This window comes from Pandoraea bronchicola, from assembly GCF_902459805.1.
Lineage (GTDB): Bacteria > Pseudomonadota > Gammaproteobacteria > Burkholderiales > Burkholderiaceae > Pandoraea > Pandoraea bronchicola.
This window is the reverse complement of the sequence record NZ_CABPST010000009.1, coordinates 42,097-60,770: the sequence shown is the minus strand read 5'-3', so window position 1 is coordinate 60,770 and position 18,674 is coordinate 42,097. Positions and strand designations below refer to the sequence as shown.

15 protein-coding genes and 2 tRNA genes are annotated in these 18,674 nt (G+C 63.5%); 6 read left to right on the top strand and 11 right to left on the bottom strand.

Going from position 1 to position 18,674, the window contains the following annotated elements; genetic code table 11:
* Positions 1-57: 57 nt before the first annotated feature.
* The 8 genes from PBR20603_RS16430 to PBR20603_RS16395 form a co-directional block, all read right to left on the bottom strand.
* Positions 58-1,197 carry a PAS domain-containing protein gene (locus PBR20603_RS16430; RefSeq protein ID WP_150560585.1) on the bottom strand — a complete coding sequence of 380 codons (1,140 nt, stop codon included), beginning with the start codon at positions 1,195-1,197 and terminating at the stop codon, positions 58-60.
* 133 nt (positions 1,198-1,330) lie between these two features.
* Positions 1,331-2,683: a hemolysin family protein gene (locus tag PBR20603_RS16425; protein WP_150560584.1), complete on the bottom strand. Its 1,353-nt coding sequence runs from the start codon at positions 2,681-2,683 to the stop codon at positions 1,331-1,333.
* A 144-nt stretch (positions 2,684-2,827) separates the two neighbouring features.
* Positions 2,828-3,739, bottom strand: a complete 912-nt coding sequence (locus tag PBR20603_RS16420; RefSeq protein WP_150560583.1) for a LysR family transcriptional regulator — start codon at positions 3,737-3,739, stop codon at positions 2,828-2,830.
* Between the two features lie 122 nt (positions 3,740-3,861).
* Positions 3,862-4,689 (bottom strand): dioxygenase family protein, encoded by an 828-nt coding sequence (locus PBR20603_RS16415; protein ID WP_150560582.1) that lies wholly within the window; start codon positions 4,687-4,689, stop codon positions 3,862-3,864.
* A 76-nt stretch (positions 4,690-4,765) separates the two neighbouring features.
* A complete protein-coding gene (locus PBR20603_RS16410) occupies positions 4,766-5,170 on the bottom strand; it encodes a DoxX family protein (RefSeq protein ID WP_150560581.1) in 405 nt (134 codons plus the stop codon).
* A gap of 185 nt (positions 5,171-5,355) precedes the next feature.
* The gene (gene glcF / locus PBR20603_RS16405; RefSeq protein ID WP_150560580.1) at positions 5,356-6,606 is read right to left on the bottom strand and encodes a glycolate oxidase subunit GlcF; all 1,251 of its coding nucleotides are present in this window, start codon (positions 6,604-6,606) and stop codon (positions 5,356-5,358) included.
* An 8-nt stretch (positions 6,607-6,614) separates the two neighbouring features.
* The gene (gene glcE, locus PBR20603_RS16400; protein WP_150560579.1) at positions 6,615-7,739 is read right to left on the bottom strand and encodes a glycolate oxidase subunit GlcE; all 1,125 of its coding nucleotides are present in this window, start codon (positions 7,737-7,739) and stop codon (positions 6,615-6,617) included.
* Complete coding sequence (locus tag PBR20603_RS16395) at positions 7,739-9,190, bottom strand: FAD-linked oxidase C-terminal domain-containing protein (RefSeq protein ID WP_246174783.1); 1,452 nt, start codon at positions 9,188-9,190, stop codon at positions 7,739-7,741. The genes glcE and PBR20603_RS16395 overlap by 1 nt, the downstream gene beginning before the upstream one ends.
* 425 nt (positions 9,191-9,615) lie before the next feature.
* Between PBR20603_RS16395 and PBR20603_RS16390 the strand changes: the two genes are divergently transcribed.
* Together PBR20603_RS16390 and oxlT are read left to right on the top strand one after the other, a co-directional pair.
* Complete coding sequence (locus PBR20603_RS16390) at positions 9,616-10,422, top strand: FadR/GntR family transcriptional regulator (protein WP_174977950.1); 807 nt, start codon at positions 9,616-9,618, stop codon at positions 10,420-10,422.
* A 997-nt stretch (positions 10,423-11,419) separates the two neighbouring features.
* Positions 11,420-12,745: an oxalate/formate MFS antiporter gene (gene oxlT / locus PBR20603_RS16385; protein ID WP_150560576.1), complete on the top strand. Its 1,326-nt coding sequence runs from the start codon at positions 11,420-11,422 to the stop codon at positions 12,743-12,745.
* Between the two features lie 220 nt (positions 12,746-12,965).
* Here oxlT and PBR20603_RS16380 read toward each other — a convergent pair.
* The 3 genes from PBR20603_RS16380 to fdxA all read right to left on the bottom strand — a co-directional run bounded on the left by PBR20603_RS16380 (position 12,966) and on the right by fdxA (position 13,631).
* Positions 12,966-13,041: transfer RNA gene (locus tag PBR20603_RS16380), tRNA-Asn, on the bottom strand.
* Positions 13,042-13,127: 86 nt separating this feature from the next.
* Positions 13,128-13,203, bottom strand: a tRNA-Asn gene (locus PBR20603_RS16375).
* 104 nt (positions 13,204-13,307) lie between these two features.
* Entirely contained in the window at positions 13,308-13,631 is a 324-nt protein-coding gene (fdxA, locus tag PBR20603_RS16370) for a ferredoxin FdxA (RefSeq protein ID WP_150560575.1), read from the bottom strand.
* A gap of 260 nt (positions 13,632-13,891) precedes the next feature.
* On the opposite strand from fdxA, the gene pncB reads away from it, so the two are divergent.
* From pncB to PBR20603_RS16350, 4 genes are all read left to right on the top strand, one after another.
* Complete coding sequence (pncB, locus tag PBR20603_RS16365) at positions 13,892-15,085, top strand: nicotinate phosphoribosyltransferase (protein WP_150560574.1); 1,194 nt, start codon at positions 13,892-13,894, stop codon at positions 15,083-15,085.
* A gap of 190 nt (positions 15,086-15,275) precedes the next feature.
* Positions 15,276-15,938: a LutC/YkgG family protein gene (locus tag PBR20603_RS16360; RefSeq protein WP_150560573.1), complete on the top strand. Its 663-nt coding sequence runs from the start codon at positions 15,276-15,278 to the stop codon at positions 15,936-15,938.
* Positions 15,939-16,184: 246 nt separating this feature from the next.
* Positions 16,185-17,603, top strand: a complete 1,419-nt coding sequence (locus PBR20603_RS16355) for a sodium:proton antiporter (RefSeq protein ID WP_150560572.1) — start codon at positions 16,185-16,187, stop codon at positions 17,601-17,603.
* A gap of 38 nt (positions 17,604-17,641) precedes the next feature.
* Complete coding sequence (locus PBR20603_RS16350) at positions 17,642-18,634, top strand: 2-hydroxyacid dehydrogenase (RefSeq protein ID WP_150560708.1); 993 nt, start codon at positions 17,642-17,644, stop codon at positions 18,632-18,634.
* The last annotated feature ends 40 nt before the right edge of the window (positions 18,635-18,674 follow it).

Genomic DNA, 18,674 nt, shown 5'->3' with positions numbered 1-18,674 from the left:
CGGCCGGGCGGCCAGGCGGCATTGGGGGCCGCCCTTTTGCGTTGCGCCCGCCCTGCGTCAGCCCGGCGCGTGAATCCGCAGCGCCGGAATCGCGTGCAGCAGCCGCAGCAGGTCCGCCTGACGCCGGCATCCCGTCTTGTCGAAGATATGACGCAACTGTGTGCGCGCCGTATTGATGGCGACGTTGGCGTCCTGGGCGTATTGCATCAGCTCGCGGCCCTCGCACAGTGCCTGGGCAAGGCGGGCTTCCGCTGGCGACAGGCCGAAAAGCACCTTGAGCGTGTAGGGCCCGAGTGTCACGCGCCGGTCCAGCTCTCCGATGGTGAGCATGACCATCGGACGCTGCCAGGGGGCTGCGCAAGCGTGCGATTCGCGCAGCGGCAGCGCCGTGATCACCCAATGCTGTTTGTCGCCATGCAGACGATGGCTGCCCGCAATGGGCATCGGCGCCGTCGCGTTCGCGATCAGACGCTGCACCGCCTGATCGTCGCTCGGCAGCAGCGCGGTGAACTTCCCGCCGCGAATGCTCACGTTGCGCGTCGCCCCTAGTTGCTGATGGGCAGCCACGTTCAGGTAGTGCGCGTGGCCCGTCTCGTCGGTGATGACGATGGCCATCTCCAACTGATCGAGTACCGACATGCCGATGGCCGCCTGCGCTTGCAGGTGCCGCGTGCCAGCACGCAGACGCGCCGCACGCGCCAGATGTTTCGTGACGATTTCCAGCTCGGGGGCGGTGTCAGCGTCTTCGAAAGGCACATGGTCGGGACCCCGCAGGATCGCCAGCAATTCGCTGGTGCCGTCGGCCCCGTCAAGATGCAGGCCGTACGTGTAACGTACGCCGTTGGGAATCAGGAAGTCGTTGAATAGCTCGCTGTGCGCCACATAGCGATCGCTCAGATGATGGTGGCACCGCATGGCATACCCGACCGGCTGGCGCAGTATCAGAGGCACGCGTGGATCGATGGGAGCGAGCTTTTCGACGAACTCGCGGATGATGTCGGGTGACGCGTCGAGCGAGCAAGCGTCGCGCGTGGCGCAGTGCCGCGCGCGATCCCACGTCACAGAATGAAACCCGGTGCCGCCAGCCAACTGGTTGAAATCGCGCAACGCCTGATCCCAACATGCTTCATCGAGCACCCCGTCGTAGCAAGTGCCGATCAGCGCGTCGAGAGACAACTTCCCCGTGTCGTCCACCATCGCCTCCCGTGGCTATGTTGGCCCTTCATGTGCTGCCTTGTGCCCGCTTCAGCGCATTGCGACTTCGCCTCTGACGGGCATGTCTCGCATGGTGCGTATTCTGGCAAGCGACATCACGGGGATCAATCCGGTATTACTCGTCGCGTTGCTGCACCGCCACATGGACTGGCGGCTCGCCTCGCGCTTCGCGTACACCATCGGGATAGATGCGCACGAGCACGATACGCGGGCCCTGCATCTTCTTGACGACCACGGAGAAGCCTTCGAAGTCGATCTTCTGGCCCTCGCGCGGCAGATAACCCAGCGTATCCATGATCAGCCCGCCTACCGATTCCGCGCGCTCGCTCGGGATCTCGATGCCCAGCGAGCGCTCCAGCGTCAGAATCGGCAAGCTGCCGCGTCCGATGAGCGTGCCGTCTTCCATGCGGGTCCAATCGTCTTCCGTCTGACGGAATTCGTCGCGGATCTTGCCGACCAGTGCAGAGAGCAAGTTGTCCAGCGTCAGGAAACCGATGGGCTTCTGGTCCGGCCATCCCACAACGGCAAAGTGCGGCGCACCCCGGCGGAAGCGGCCGAACAGTTCGCGTGCAGGCATGTCGGGCCGCACACGCTCGACCGGGCGAGCCATGCTGCCAAGATCCTCGATAGGCTGGCCGTGATGCTCCGCGAGGAACAGGTCCTTCAGGTGAACCACGCCGAGTACGGTCTCGCCATCGTTGTCGAAGAACGGATAGCGGCTGTAGCGGTGACGATAGGCCGTGTCCATGTTCTGCTCGAAGGTGGCGTTGCGGCGGAAGGCGGCCACTTCGCTCATCGGATGCATCAGGTCGGATACGGAGAGATCGCTGAAGTCGATGGCGTACGCCACCACGTTCCAGTCGTCGCGGGAGAGTTTTTCGCTCGACGCGCCCCGGCGCATGATCAGTTTGATTTCGTCGGCCGAGTAATGCGCATCGGCGCCGTGCGCCGGATCGAGGCCGGTCCATCGCAGCAGGCGGTTGGCGCTGTGGTTGAGTACCCAGATGGCCGGGTACATCAGCCAGTAAAACGCGTAAAGCGGTGCTGCCGTCCACACGGACACGGCTTCCGGCACGCGCAGCGCCATCGACTTTGGCGCGAGTTCGCCCACGACGATGTGCAGATACGAAATCGTGAAGAACGCGATGAAGAAGGCGAGTGCGTGAATCAGTTCCGCCGAGCTGACGCCCAGCATGGCGAACATCGGCGTGAGAATGCGCGCGAAGGCGGGCTCACCGATCCAGCCGAGGCCGAGCGATGCGAGGGTGATGCCGAGCTGGCATGCAGAGAGGTACGTATCGAGCTGACCGTGAACCTTGGCCAGGATACGGCCGCGCCAACCACGTTGGCGGGCAATGACTTGAACGCGCGTCTGGCGCAGTTTGACGAGGCCGAATTCCGCCGCCACGAAAAAGCCGTTGAGCAACACCAGCAGGATCGCAGCGACGATCAGTAAAAGGTTTTCCAAAATATATGAAATGGGACAACAGGCCCGCCAGTATAAGTGACATTTGCCCAAGGCAAGAAATAACCGTCACGTTCCGGTGTTTTCGCTGTCAGTTGCAGGTGATTCGCAGAGCTTTCGCGGTGGATGCAGGCAAGTTCTGGTTCGTCAGCGACGGTCGATCGCCCGCCAGCCGGGCATGGCGAAGGCCTCAGCGAGGAAATCGATGAGGGCGCGAACCTTGGCGCTCAGGTATTTGCGCGACGGATAGACGACGTAGATGCCCGTCTCGCCCTGGGTGTATTCGGGCAGAAACTCGACGAGTTGGCCGTCGCGCAGGGCGTCCTGCACGAGAAATGCCGGCTGCAGAAGGATGCCCGCTCCGGCCACGCCTGCCGCCAGGCAGGTGTCGCCGTTATCGGCGATGAGTCTCGCGTGCGTACGCACGGAAACGGGGCCATCGGGGCCGTCGAAGCGCCATTCGCGCCGGTGCGAGAAATAGCTGTAGCCCACCGTCTCGTGATGGGCGAGTTCGCTGGGGTGCTTCGGTGTGCCGTGTTGCGCGAGGTAGCCGGGTGAGGCGCACAGCAGCATCCGGGTGCCGGCGAGGCGTCGATGCACGAGCGACGAATCGGGCAGACGCGTGATCCGGATCGCGAGATCGTAGCCTTCGTCGACGATATCCACGAGGCGATCGCTCAATGTGATATCGAGCGACACCTGCGGGTGTTTTGAGAGAAACGTTGGCCACAGCGGCGCGAGATGAAGGACACCGAACGTGTGCGGGGCATTGATGCGCAGCGGGCCGGCAGGCTGGCCGTCTTGCTCGCCCGCCATAGCGTCGGCTTCGTCGAGTTCCGCGAGGATCTCACGGCAGCGTTCGACATAACGCTGCCCCGGCTCGGTGAGCGACAGGCGTCGCGTGGTGCGCTGGAGCAAACGCGTGCCAAGGCGCGCTTCGAGGTCGGCGACATAACGCGAGATGGCCGTCTTCGAGATGCCCAGCGTTGCTGCGGCCTTCACGAAGCTGCCCGATTCGACCACGGCGATGAAGCACTCGATCTCGCGAAGTTTGTTCATGCCGGCGTGGTGCTCCTCAGGGATACGCGTAGTGATGCGCTCACGCCGAATATCGGACGAGAGGCCGGGCCGGTAGCCGGGCGACGCAAAGCGCCGTCGCCTCACTACCGGTGCCAATGGCGTTATTGTGCCAGCGCATTCACCTCGGCGAGCGTTGGGGCGGCGCTGCCGAAGGCGAAGGCATCCATACGCAGGGCACCGTAGGTGGTGCCGGTGTCGAAGTGCGTTTGACGCGCGGCGTTGTCGGCCGCACCCAGCGCGATGTATAGCGGCAGTAAATGCTCATCCGTCGGGTGAGCGCGTTCGGCGTGCGGTGCGCGCGCGCGGTAGTCGAACAGGGCATCCAGATCCAGTGCGGCCAGATGCTCGGTGAACCATGCGACGAACTCGGCCAGATAGGGGGCTTCTGCACGATCTTCAGATGGCGCGCGAAACACCTCATGCAGATTGTGCGTGAAGCTGCCCGACGCGATGATGAGCACACCGTCTTGTGCGAGCGGCGCGAGTTGCTGGCCGAGCCGGTAGTGGTACTCCGGGCGCATGTGCCGTTGCAGCGATAGCTGCGTGACAGGCACGTCCGCGTCGGGATACAGATAGCTCAACGGAACCCACGCGCCGTGGTCGAGACCCCATTGGTCGTCGGTCGCGGCGGGCAGGCCCGCGTCTTTCAGAATCTGTACCGTGCGTTCGGCCAGGGCGGGTGCTCCGGCGGCCGGGTATTCCAGCGTATAGAGTTCGCGCGGGAAGCCGCCGAAGTCATGGATCGTGCGCTGCTGCGCCAGACTGCCCACGCGCGGGGCCGGCGTCGACCAATGGGGAGAGATCACGAGAATCTCCCGCGGACGCGGCACCGCACGCCCCAACGCCGTCAACAACGGGCCGGTACGGCCCGGATCGACCGCGAGCAGCGGTGAGCCGTGAGAGACGAAGAGGGTGGGTAGGGCAGACATGAGAATGACTCCGGCGAAAGAACGCTAAAGAACGTGAGGGAACTTAACGGAACACAAAAGGCGTGCGAACGGACGATCAGGCAGTGCGCGCCCGGCGAATCGCGCAGGCGCCGTCCCCCAGCAGAGCGACGACCAGCAGCGCCACCAGCCAGAACGCCGGGAACTCCCAGCCGCCGCCCTTGTTGGTGAAGGCCCAGCCGTTGTGGCCATGCACGGACACGATGGTTCCCAGCATCAATGCGGCCAACGGAAGCGCGGCCCAACGTGCGTAGAAGCCCGTGATCAGCATCAGGCCACCGACGAGTTCCATCGCCATCGTGACATAGGCGAGGAACGGCGGCAGGCCAAGCGAACCCATGAACCCCACGAAGCCGGGCACGGTGAACACAAACACTTTGAGCGACAGGTGGGCGAGGAAGAGGATGCCCAGCGATACACGCAGCAGCAACGCGGCGTAAGGGGCGGTTTTGGTATCGATCATGACAAGCTCCGATGAGGGATCGAGGTAAGGGGCGGCTCAGCTATCCACGGGACGGCTGACTTACCCACCATTCTAGGGAGCGGGATCGTGCAGATAAACGGGCGGAGCAGGGATTGATTGTCCCTTGGATTGGGACAATCAATCGTTGCTCTGAGGCTTCTGTGCGGGTGCGGATTTCAGGCGGCTCACGCCGACGCGATCATCCGATCGAGCAATTCGACCCAGTGCTGCACCGGGGCGTGGTCACGAACATGCTCGCCCTTGGCGGTCGCCTGCAAGTGGCAGATGCAGCCCACGTTGGCCGAGACGACCAGGTCGGGATCGAGGGCGTCGAGCGACTTCCACTTCGCGTCGCGCAACTGATGCGACAGTTCCGGTTGTGTCACCGAATAGGTGCCGGCCGAACCACAGCAGATGTGGCTGTCCTGGGGCAGCATGACGTTCACGCCCACGCCAGCGAGCACCTTCTCCACCACACCCTCGAGCTGCTGGCCGTGTTGCAGCGTGCAAGGCGGGTGATAGGCCACTTTGCCGGTCTTGCGATTCGGCACGCGTCGCTGGAGCGCTTCGAGGTTGTCGAGCAGCACTTCCGACAGGTCGCGCGCCAGTTCGGAGACGCGCTGTGCCTTGCCCGCGTATTGCGGATCGTGACGAAGCAGGTGGCCGTACTCCTTGACCGTCGCACCGCAGCCGGACGCGTTGATCACGATCGCCTCCGCACCCGCTTCGATCTCGGGCCACCAGGCGTCGATGTTGCGGCGAGCGTCGTCGAGGCCGTCGTCCTGATAGTTCAGATGCAGGCGGATGGCGCCGCAGCAACCGGCCGCTGCGGGACGAACCATTTCGATGCCGAGCGCGTCGAGCACGCGGGCGGTGGCCTTGTTGACGTTCGGCAGCATGGCCGGCTGCACGCAGCCTTCGAGCATCAGCATGCGGCGGGCGTGCTTGCTTTGCGGCCAACTGCCCGAGCGCTGACGATGCGGCACCTTCTCACGCAGCGAACGCGGCAGCAGCGAACGGAACTGCTGGCCCAGGCGCAGGGCGGGCGAGAACAGGGCGCGGTTGGGCAGCACGCGGGCGAGTGTCCAGCGCAGCGCACGTTCCCCGGCCGGACGGCCGACTTTGGCGTCGACATGACGGCGGCCGATATCGACAAGGCGGCCGAACTGCACGCCCGACGGGCACGTCGATTCGCAACTGCGGCAGGTCAGGCATCGATCCAGATGACGCTGCGTTTCGCGCGTCACCTGTTGCCCCTCGACCATCTGCTTAATGAGATAGATGCGCCCGCGCGGGCCGTCGAGTTCGTCGCCCAGCAACTGATAGGTCGGACAGGTCGCGGTACAAAATCCGCAGTGCACGCACTTGCGGAGAATGGCTTCGGCTTCGTCGCCGTCTGGCGTCTGACGGAGGAATTCTGCGAGGTTCGTTTGCATCGTCTTTTTTAGCGGTACAGCCGATGGCGGTTGAAGATGCGGCTCGGATCGAAGGCTTGCTGCACACGCTTGCCGATAGCGTGCAACGCGGCCGGTGGCTGGGTAAATACGCCGGCCGACTTATCGCCGTGGCGGAACAGCGTAGCATGCCCGCCCACTGCTGCGGCAATCGCACGGATTTCGGTGGCGGTGCACGGGGTGATCCACCAGCGCTGCGCGCCGCCCCATTCGATCAGCTGTTCGTCGCCGTGCGCGAGCGGCGGTGTGGTCGGCGGCACCGACAGGCGCCACAACGGCTGGCCGTCTCCCGTTACCGGGGCGTCGCCGAAGAACGCGTGTGTCTGTTCGCGCAGCGACTGCCAGAAGGTGTGGGCTTCGATCGCGTCGACAGGCTCACCGCCCATCGCGCCGCGCGCGGCGTCGATGGCCGCAGCGGCCCCGCCAAGGCGCACGCTCAGCACACCGTCATGCCACGCCGATCCCATGAGCGGCAGCGGCTGTCCGCTCCAGCGATTGATCTGCTCGATGGCTTGCGCCTGCGGCAGTGCGAAGCGCAGTGTGGCCTCGGCGACTGGGCACGGCAACACCTTGATCGAGAGCTCGAGCAGCACACCGAGCGTGCCCAGCGAGCCGGCGAGCATGCGCGAGACTTCGTAACCCGCGACGTTCTTCATCACCTGTCCGCCGAAATGCAGCACCTGGCCCTGTCCGTTCATCACGACGGCGCCGAGCACGAAGTCGCGCGGTGCGCCGACGTGCGGCCGGCGCGGACCGGCAAGGCCCGCGGCCACGCAGCCGCCAAGCGTTGCGCTGGGACCGAAATGTGGCGGCTCGAAAGGCAGGATCTGACCGCGTTCGGCCAGCGCCGCTTCGATCTGCGCGAGCGGTGTGCCCGCACGCGCGGTGATCACGAGTTCGGCCGGATCGTACGAGACGATGCCGCGATACGTGCGCATGTCGAGCGGCTCGCCGTCAGGTATCTGACCGTACCAGCGCTTGGTGTTGCCGCCCTGAATGTCGAGCGGCGTGCCGCTGGCGGCGGCGGCGAGCACACGCTCGCGAATCGCGGTGAGGGTCTGCGTTGCCGTCTGCGGATCGGCGTCGCACAGCGGGGCGTGGAGGACTTGCGACATCAGAACCTCGGCAAATCGGGGTGAGGCAGCAGGCCGCCGCGCACGTGCATCTTGCCGTACTCGGCGCAGCGCGCGCGCGTGGGGATGGCCTTGTCCGCGTTGAGCAGACCGGCGGGATCGAAGGCGCGCTTCACGGCGAAAAACGCGTCGCGTTCTTCCGGGGAGAATTGCACGCACATCGAGTTGATCTTCTCGATGCCGACGCCATGCTCGCCGGTCACCGTGCCGCCCAGCGCCACGCAGGCTTCGAGAATATCGCTGCCGAACGCCTCGGCGCGGTGCCATTCGTCGAGATCGTTGCCGTTGAACAGAATCAGCGGGTGCATGTTGCCGTCGCCTGCGTGAAACACGTTGATACAGCGCAGACCGTATTGCAGTTCCATCGCTTCGATGCGCTTGAGCAGCGTACCGATGGTCCGGCGCGGGATCGTGCCGTCCATGCAGTAGTAGTCGGGCGAGATGCGTCCGGCAGCGGGGAAAGCGTTCTTGCGTCCGGACCAGAAACGCAGGCGCTCGGCTTCGGAGGTGGATACCTGAATCCGTGTGGCGCCCGACGCGCGCAGCACCGCCGAGACGCGTGCGATCTCTTCCGCGACTTCTTCGGGCGTGCCGTCGGATTCGCACAGCAGGATGGCCGCCGCGTTGAGGTCGTAGCCTGCGTGAACGAACTCTTCCACGGCTTGCGTGGCCGGTTTGTCCATCATCTCCAGGCCTGCCGGAATGATGCCCGCCGCGATGATCGCGGCAACGGCGTTGCCGCCGGCTTCCACGTCGTCGAAGCTCGCCATGATGACTTGCTGCACCTGCGGCTTCGGCACGAGCTTCACGGTGATTTCCGTGACGACGCAGAACATCCCTTCGCTGCCGATGAACACCGACAGCAGGTCGAGACCGGGGACGTCGAGCGCGTGTGAGCCGAATTCCACGATCTCGCCGTCCATTGTCACCGCACGCACCCGCAGCACGTTGTGCACGGTCAGACCGTACTTCAGACAATGCACGCCGCCGGAATTCTCCGAGACGTTGCCGCCGATCGTGCAGGCGATCTGCGACGACGGGTCTGGCGCGTAGTAGAGGCCGTAAGGTGCGGCGGCTTCGGAGACGGCAAGATTGCGAACGCCCGGCTGCACGGTGGCAGTGCGGGCGTAGGCGTCGACTTCGAGAATGCGCTTGAATTTCGCGAGCGAGAGCACGATGCCGTCGGTGATCGGCATGGCGCCTCCGGACAGACCTGTGCCGGCGCCGCGCGGGACTACGGGGACGTTATGGACGTGGCAGGCCCGCAGAATGCGGCAGACCTGGTCTTCGTCGGCCGGCAGCACGACGGCAAGCGGCAGCTTGCGATAGGCGGCCAGACCGTCGCATTCGTATGGCGTGATCTGTTCGCGGTCGGTGAGCCACTGCACGTCGGGCACGGCGGCGCGCAATGCTGCGAGACGGGTGGTGCGCATGACATCGTCCAGCGTCTCGAACACGGGCTCGTCGGCGACCGATGCCGCTCCCGCAAGCGATGAGGATGACATCGCCGCCGGCGTTGACGGTGAAGTCGGACGCTGCGGGCTTAGCGACGGAGAAGGGGGCGACGCGTGCGATGCCATCAGGCTTGCTCTCCAGCAATCGTTGACGTGTAATGTGTTTGTCCGGTCTCTTAGTCTACTGGTAGACTGGTCGACCAGTTATCGGATGACGTCATCGTAAAGGGAATGATCCGATTTCGACTAGCGGGTTAACCCTTGGTTTGAGGGAGGCCCACTAGCGAAATCGGGCTTCGGGCCGAGGGGCCGCCCTGAGCGAGGCGTCATCCTGTATCTTGGCGTCTGTGATTTTTCCGTCGAGAAACCAAGCCGACATGCCGTCCAACGAGTCGTCCCTGCCTATGTCATCCCTACCCGCCAGTGAATCTTCTGGGGCCGTCGCGAGTTTCGCGCCGGTGACGCCGCCGCCGCGTCTGCGCCTGTCCGACATGGTGTACGAGCAACTGGAGACGATGGTCGTCGAAGGCAGGCTCGCACCGGGCTCGGCGCTACCGTCCGAGCGCGATCTCGCGCAGCAGATGGGCGTGTCGCGGCCGTCGCTGCGGGAGGCGCTGCTGCGGCTGGAGTCGCGCGGGCTGATTGTGGGGCGCGCCGGTGGCGGGTATCTCGTGGCGAACGCCAGCCAGCCACTGCTCGCCGAACCGCTGTCTCAATTGATGTCGCGGCACAGCAAGACGGTCGACGACGTTCTGGAGATGCGCGAAGTGCTGGAGGCGAAGGCCGTGGAGCTGGCAGCCGAGCGCGCGACGCCTGAAGATATTGCCCGGCTTGCACAGGCGCTCGAAGCGCTGGAGGCGGCCTATGCTGCGGGCAGGGATGGCCGGGACGGCGAGGGCGATGCCCGGGGACAGTCGCTGCTCACCCGCGTGCCCGAACTCGACGCCCATTTCCACCTGGCGCTGGCCGAAGCCACGCACAACCTCGTGCTGGTGCATCTGATGCACGCGATCTTCGAACTGCTGCGCGGATCGGTCGTCGACAACTACCGCGCTATCGTCGGCCACGGCGCCGATCTGGCCGAGCTGATCGATCAGCACCGACGCATCTTCAATGCGGTAGCGTCGCACGATGCCAGCAGTGCGCAACGTTCGCTGCGCGAACATCTGACCTTCATCCGCAACAATTCGGGCAACGTCGAGTCAGTCTGACCCTGAATTTTGCCGCCTGACGGTGCCCTCGCCAGAGGGCGAATCGCACCCGTCAAAACGTCATCGTTTTCCCTGACCCCGCGCCGCACGGCATGACGCCGCGCGGGCGCGTGCTCGTCTGCGTTTCAGGAGGCAATACCTTCCAACGCCGCGATTTCCCTGCGTTTGCCGGTTATCGAGCGCTTACCTCGGCGGGTCCGGCATGCGCGGCCAACGACACGCGACAGTCGATGCGCAGGCGCTCTCGGGTTGACAGTGATCCGGCCATCGACTAATTTTGGAACCATAAAAAATACTTAATTCGATATATTGAATCTTGTATATCAGATTCAAGACGCCGAATCGGCCTCGTCGAGACCCGTGAATCAAGCCGGGCAGACGCTGACACGATGCGGCATTCATCGGAGACATCAGTTGGGTAAGTGCATCTTTTCTTTCGGGCAGACCTCGTGCGGCGGTTTCCTCGCATCGTCTGTTCAGTCTTATGCGCCGCCGGCGTCCGACGTTGTGGGTCGGGGGCTGTGGTGTTCCTCATCTGCCTGCCGCCCGTTGCGGGCAGGCGAACCGGCGATCACGCGTCCGCGAGGCGCGCCCGCCTGAGTGGCGGGACCTGACCTGCGACGGGATTCACGGGAATTCATCGTGACTTTGATAGCGCAGGCGGGTCCGCACTCGAATTCGTCAACCCGTCACCCTTCGGCAGCCGGCAACTTGCCGGCGCGGGCCTGAAAAGCCTGCGTCGCCGCGCCGAAGTGGTGGCCGGAAGTGTCCTTTGGCGCTTCCGTCAGTCAGTCAGCCGGGGCTCAAGCCCTGCGAGCGCGCCGCCAGGCAGCGTTCCGCGATCAAGCGGCCAAGCATGAGCCGCATGTAACGCCAGGAGGCGTGCCATATCCGCGATTCCCCGTGTCGGGACGCGTCACGGCACGCGATGACGGCGGGCACCGCACAACGAAGCGCGGGCCGCCGCCAATCGTCTGACAGGTATAGGAGGCAAGTCATGCAAGCAGCTGCGCAACCGGAGGAGAAGACCTCTTTTCTGGGAGGGCGCTGGTCACAACTGGTGATCGGCATCATTTGTATGGGCCTGGTGGCCAATCTGCAGTATTCGTGGACGTTGTTCGTCGAGCCGATGGAGGCGAAGCACCATTGGGGCATCGCGGCCATTCAGGTGGCGTTCTCGATCTTCATCGTGGTGGAAACGTGGCTGGTGCCGATCGAAGGCTGGCTAGTCGATCGCTTCGGGCCCCGGCCCGTGGTCGCGGGGGGCGCGATCTGCGTGGCGCTGTCGTGGATCATGTACTCGTACGCCGAAACGCTGACGGTGCTCTACACCGCGGCCGTCATCGCCGGTATCGGTGCAGGTTGCGTGTATGGCACTTGCGTCGGTAACGCACTCAAGTGGTTCCCGGACAAGCGGGGTCTGGCCGCTGGTCTGACCGCCGCCGGTTTCGGTGCGGGGGCCGCGATCACGGTGATTCCGATTGCAAACATGATTCGCGAGTCGGGTTACGAGGCCGCGTTCTTCAACTTTGGCATCGTGCAGGGCGTGGCGATCTTCATTCTCGCGCTGCTATTGGTCAAGCCGCGTGCGCCGAAGGGCGTCACCGTGTCACGCCGCAATCTGGCGACTAACGTGGACTACACCTCGGGTCAGATGATTCGTACGCCGGTGTTCTGGGTGATCTACGTCTGCTTCGTCGCGGTGGCCGCGGGTGGTCTGATGGCCACCGCACAGATCGGCCCGATTGCGAAGGACTATGGCATTGCTTCGATGCCGATGACGTTGTTCGGTGCAACGCTGCCGCTGTTGACGATGACGCTGTCGATCGACAACCTGTGCAACGGCTTTACGCGTCCGCTGTGCGGCTTCGTCTCGGACAAGATCGGTCGTGAGAACGCCATGTTCATCATCTTCCTCGGGGAAGGCGTAGCAATGCTCGGCCTGATGCATTTCGGTCAGAACCCGTACATGTTCGTGTTCTTCGCGGCGATGACCTTCCTGTGCTGGGGCGAAATCTTCTCGATCTTCCCGGCACTGTGTGCAGACACGTTCGGTAGCAAGAACGCGGCGTCGAATGCAGGCACGTTGTACACGGCCAAAGGGACGGCCGCGTTGCTGGTGCCGCTCGCATCGGTGCTCGCCATCGGCGGTCACTGGGATCGTGTGTTCATTGCCGCTGCGGTCATCAGTATCACGGCGGCCGTGGCGGCGAAGTTCCTGCTTGCCCCGATGCGTCGCCGCTGGATCGAAAGCGTGAACAACAACGAGCTGCAAGCGTCGACGAAACCGCCGGTTGCGATGAGCGCGCCCGCGAGCGAGTAAAGCAGGTAAAGCAGGTAAAGCAGGTAAAGCAAGTAAGTGAGCGTGCCGGCGAGTCTGTCAGCGCGCTGTATGGGAGGTAAGAGAGCGGGGTACCGGAGACGGTGCCCCGTTTTCATTGGCGCGACGGCCACGGCGAGGAATGTGCGATGCGGGCGATGGCGTTGCTTCGTCGCCGTAGAAAACAAAAAAGCCTTGCCGATCGGCAAGGCTTTTTGCATTTTGGCTCCTCGACCTGGGCTCGAACCAGGGACCTACGGATTAACAGTCCGGCGCTCTACCAACTGAGCTATCGAGGATCAAACTCGTGTGTCGCGCACCGCTGTCACAGCGCGCTGACTAAAACAAAGGCCCCGCGTGTGCGAGGCCATCGCTTCGGTATTCTTGGCTCCCCGACCTGGGCTCGAACCAGGGACCTACGGATTAACAGTCCGGCGCTCTACCAACTGAGCTATCGGGGATCAAAAGAGAAAGCGATTATAGAGGCGATTTTTACACGCTGTCAACACCGGGCGCGCACTTTTTCTGCACCAAGGGCGCAAACCTCGCCAATAACGCTCGTGGCTTAGCGCTCGAGCAGATGCAGCTTGTCGGTGACGTCCTTCCACTGGTCCGCATCGGGCAGGGACGGCTTGGTCTTCGTGATGCTCGGCCAGTTGAGCGAGAGTTCGGCGTTCAGCGCGATGAAGGCTTGCTGATCGCCCGGCACGTCCTCTTCGGCATAAATGGCGTTCACCGGACATTCGGCCACACAGACGGCGCAATCGATGCACTCGTCCGGGTCGATGGACAGGAAGTTCGGGCCTTCGCGGAAGCAGTCCACGGGGCAAACGTCCACACAGTCGGTGAATTTACATTTGATGCAGCTTTCGGTGACAACGTGCGTCATGCCAACTCCAGAGTAGGGCGCGAAACGGCTTCGAGCGGCCGTTAAAACGCGTATTGTAACGCAGCCCGCCGCCGCAGGTGCGAGAGCCGAAAGGCGGGCGGGGCAAGGCGTGCCGCCCGCCCCGCAATCCGCTCGGATGTCATGCGTGACACTGCTTTGCGGTACGATGCTCGCTGTTCCCGTGCGCTGACGAACGGTCCATTCGCCGATCGGCAGTGTTCGCTGCTTTCTCGTGAGTGCTCCTCCCGGGGCCTGCCGTCATGATCATCACGTCGCTGCTCGATACCGATCTCTACAAGTTCACGATGATGCAGGTGGTGCTGCATCATTTTCCCGCCGCGCAGGTGGAGTACCGCTTCAAGTGCCGTACCGACGGCGTCGACCTTACGCCGTACGTCGAAGAAATTCGAGACGAGATCCGGTTGCTGTGCGGATTGCGTTTCACCGAATCCGAATTGCGTTATCTCGGGGCGATGCGCTTCATCAAGAGCGATTTCGTCGACTTTCTCGACCTGTTCCATCTGAACGAGAAGTACATCACGGTGCAGCCGTCGCCGAAGGGTAACGGCGAGATCGACATCACGATTCGCGGTCCGTGGTTGCACACGATCCTGTTCGAGATCCCGGTGCTGGCGATCGTCAACGAGGTGTATTTCCGCAATACACAGCGTACGCCGGCGTATGAGGAAGGCCGTCAGCGGCTCAAGGACAAGATCTGCATGCTTGCCGGGCGCGTGGATTTCCGCGAGTGCAAGATCGCCGATTACGGCACACGCCGCCGCTTCTCGAAGGAGTGGCACGAAGAGGTGATTCTCACGCTGCGCGACGAGTTGGGCGAGCAGTTCGCGGGCACGAGCAACGTGTACTACGCGTCCAAGCTCGGTCTCACGCCGCTCGGCACGATGGCCCATGAGTATCTTCAGGCGTGCCAGGCGCTCGGTCCCCGTCTGCGCGACTCGCAGATCTTCGGCTTCGAGACCTGGGCCAAGGAGTATCGCGGCGATCTGGGCATTGCACTCTCGGATGTGTACGGCATGTCCGCTTTCCTGCGTGACTTCGACATGTATTTCTGCAAGCTCTTCGACGGGGCGCGCCACGATTCCGGCGATCCGTTCGCGTGGGGCGAGCGCTTGCTGGAACACTACGCGCAGAATCGCGTCGACGCGCACACCAAGACGATGATCTTCTCGGACGGTCTCGATATTCCGAAGGTGCTTCAACTTTTCGAACGCTTTCGCGACCGCTGCAAACTGGCCTTCGGCGTGGGGACGAACCTCACGAACGATCTCGGCTATCAACCGTTGCAGATCGTTATCAAGATGGTGCGTTGCAACGGCCAGCCGGTGGCGAAACTGTCGGATTCGCCGGGCAAGAACATGTGCGATGACGACGCCTATCTGGCCTATCTGCGTCAGGTTTTCGAAATTGCACCGGAACCGGCCGGCGGCACCTGACGATGGGCAATGGCGGAGCTGTCCGAGCGCGAGGGCAGACCATTCCGATAGTGCGCGAACGTCCGTCGCACCGGCTGGGGCAGCCGCTATAATTGCGCATCGCCCGCCGGACTTGCACCGGCGGCTTCGAGAGACGATCAGTGACGATGCCGGCTGCGCAGACCGGCGCGTCGGCTTCACAGGACACCCCATGGACACCTCCGACGCCCGCAACCGCATTTTTGCCCGCATCCGCAACGCACAGCATCGTCCCGATGTGGCGCGGGCGAATGAGCAGGCTGCGGCCGAGGATTATCTGGCGAGGCATCCGCAAGGACCGCGTCCGGCAATGTCCGCCGATCTCATCGCCACGTTCATCGCCAAGGCAGAAGCCCTCTCGAGCACGCTGACGCGCGTGCCGGGCATGAACGATGTGCCGGCCGCTGCCGCGGCCTATCTGCAGGCCAACGGTCTCACCATGCAGGCGGTGGCCTGGCCGACGTTACGTGAGCTCGACTGGACGAAGGCCGGGTGCCACGTCGAGTTCCGCAAGCCGCATGGCGACGATCTGGTCGGCATCACCGGTTGCTTCTGCGCGATCGCGGAGACCGGCGCGTTGATGATGATGTCCGGGCCACAGACGTTCGCTTCGGCCACGTTGTTGCCGGAGACCCACATTGCCATCGTGCCGGCTTCGCGGATCGTTGCCGGGCATGAAGATGGCTTCGCCCTCATGCGCAGCGAGCGTGGTCAATTGTCGCGAGCGACCAATTTCATCGCCGGCCCGTCGCGCACCGCCGATATCGAACAAACGCTGGTGTTGGGTGCCCATGGTCCCTACCGCGTTCACCTCGTCATCGTCGACGGTGCCTGACGCGGCACTCAACCGCCAAGACCGGCGACGCCGGGCCGACACCGAAAGTCCTTTCCCACCCGCGCGTGTATCGATTCGCAGTGGCGAGCCGTCTTTCGAAAATCCACTGCGGACTCGGGCCTTGGGTTTGCCAGGGAATACGTAACTTAGGTATGAGATATTTCCCAAGCTGACGTTGCTTGGGGCACTCGGCCGCCTACGGCGACTCGTAATGAGTTGACCATCAATCAACAGGAACCATAAACAATGCACAAGGAGATTTGGGGAGCATTGGTCGCGGCGGGGCTGGCCTTGGCGAGTCCTGCGGCGTTTGCTGCCGGACCGGACGGCGCACAACTCGTCGCCTGGTGGGGGGTGCCGTTTGCGGGGCTGCTGCTCTCGATTGCGCTTGGGCCGCTGCTCGCGCCCGCGTTCTGGCATCACCACTTCGGGAAGATCGCGGCATTCTGGGGCGCAGCGTTTCTGCTGCCCTTCGCGCTCGTATTCGGTGCGGGCGCCGCGTGGTACGGCGCGGTGCATGCCGTGGTTGCGGAGTACATCCCGTTCGTCGTGCTGCTCACGGCACTATTCACGACGGCTGGCGGCATTTGCGTTCACGGCAATCTGCGAGGCGGGCCGTGGCTCAACACCGGGCTGCTGACGCTGGGCACCGTGCTGGCGAGCATCATGGGGACGACGGGCGCGGCAATGTTGCTGATCCGCCCGCTCATCCGTGCGAACGACAACCGCAAGCACAACGTCCATATTGTCGTGTTCTTCATCTTCCTCGTGGCGAATGCCGGGGGCTCGCTGACGCCGTTGGGCGATCCGCCACTCTTCCTCGGGTTCCTGCAAGGGGTGGATTTCTTCTGGACGACGGCTTACCTCTGGCCCGAAACGCTGTTCATCTGCGCCGTGCTTCTGGTGCTGTTCTTCCTGATCGATAGCTACTACTTCCACCACAAGCGCGAGCGCCGGATCGAAGCACTGGATCCGACGCCAGATGCCATGCCGCTGCGACTTGAGGGCAAGCGCAATTTTGTGTTGCTCGCCGCCGCCGTGGGACTCGTGCTGATGAGCGGGATCTGGAAGCCGGGCGTCGAGTTCGACGTCTTCGGCACGCCGGTCGCATTGCAAAACATCGCGCGCGACGTGGGGCTGATTGTGGTGACGTTGATGTCGCTGGCGATGACGCCGCGCACGGCGCGTGAGGGCAACGACTTCAACTGGGAGCCGATGAAGGAAGTCGCCAAGCTGTTCGCCGGCATTTTCCTGACCATCATTCCGGTCGTGGCGATTCTGCGCGCGGGCGAAGCCGGCGCACTTGGCTGGGTGATTCGTCTGGTGACCGGACCGGGCGGGGCGCCGGACAACGTCATGTATTTCTGGGCGACGGGTCTGCTCTCGTCATTCCTCGACAATGCGCCGACGTATCTGGTGTTCTTCAATACGGCAGGCGGCGATGCGGCAACGCTGATGAGCTCGGGCGCCGCCACGTTGGCGGCGATCTCGGCAGGCGCGGTATTCATGGGTGCCAACACCTACATCGGCAACGCACCGAACTTCATGGTGAAAGCCATTGCGGAGCAACGTGGCGTTCGCATGCCCAGCTTCTTTGGCTATATGCTGTGGTCGGGCGCGATTCTGCTGCCGTTGTTCGTTTTGACGACCCTGATATTTTTCTAAGCCGTGACACTGCGGCGCGGCCAACCTCTGCGAGAGAACTGGTGAAACCGAAGATCCTGGTAGCACGAGCCATTTTTCCTGACGTGATCGAGCGTCTGGCGCAGTATTTCGATGTCGAGCGCAACGACGCCGATACGGTGTATTCGAGCGACGAACTGCGTGCGCGTCTGGCCGACAAGGCCGGAGCGATCACCACGGCGAGTGAGCGCATCGACGCGTCGGTGCTCGCGGGTGCACCGCATTTACGTGTGGTGGCCAATATGGCCGTGGGCTATAACAACTTCGATATCGATGCCATGACCGCCGCCGGCGTCATGGCAACGAACACCCCCGACGTGCTCAATGAGACGACAGCCGACTTTGGCTGGGCCTTGTTGATGGCGACGGCGCGTCGCGTGACGGAGTCGGAGCGCTGGCTGCGTGAAGGGCACTGGGATAAGTGGGCCTATGACATGTTCCTGGGGGCTGACGTACACGGCAGCACGCTCGGCATCATCGGCATGGGACGCATCGGACAAGCGATTGCGCGCCGTGCGATGGGCTTCAACATGCGTGTCGTGTATCACAACCGCACGCGTCTCGATGCGGCGACGGAAACGGCCTGCAAGGCGAGCTACGTAGACAAGGACACGCTGCTGCGCACGGCGGATCACGTCATTCTGGTGTTGCCGTATTCGGCCGCGACGCATCACACGATTGGCGCGGCGGAGCTGGCCGTCATGAAGCGGACGGCCACGCTGGTCAATCTGGCGCGCGGTGGCATCGTCGACGATGCCGCACTCGCGGCAGCACTTGCGAACCGTCAGATTGCGGCGGCGGGGCTCGATGTCTTCGAGGGCGAGCCGAAGGTGCATCCCGACTTGCTGAAGGTGTCGAACATCGTGCTGACGCCGCATATCGCGAGTGCATCGGCGGCAACGCGTCGTGGTATGGCGAGTCTGGCGGCCGACAATCTGATTGCGGCGCTGGGATTCGGGGCGGCGGCGGGAAAGCCGCCTTGTCTGCTGAATCCGGCGGCGCGCAAGTCATAACGACCGAAGCCGGCATGGCGGGCATAGCGGGCACGACGGC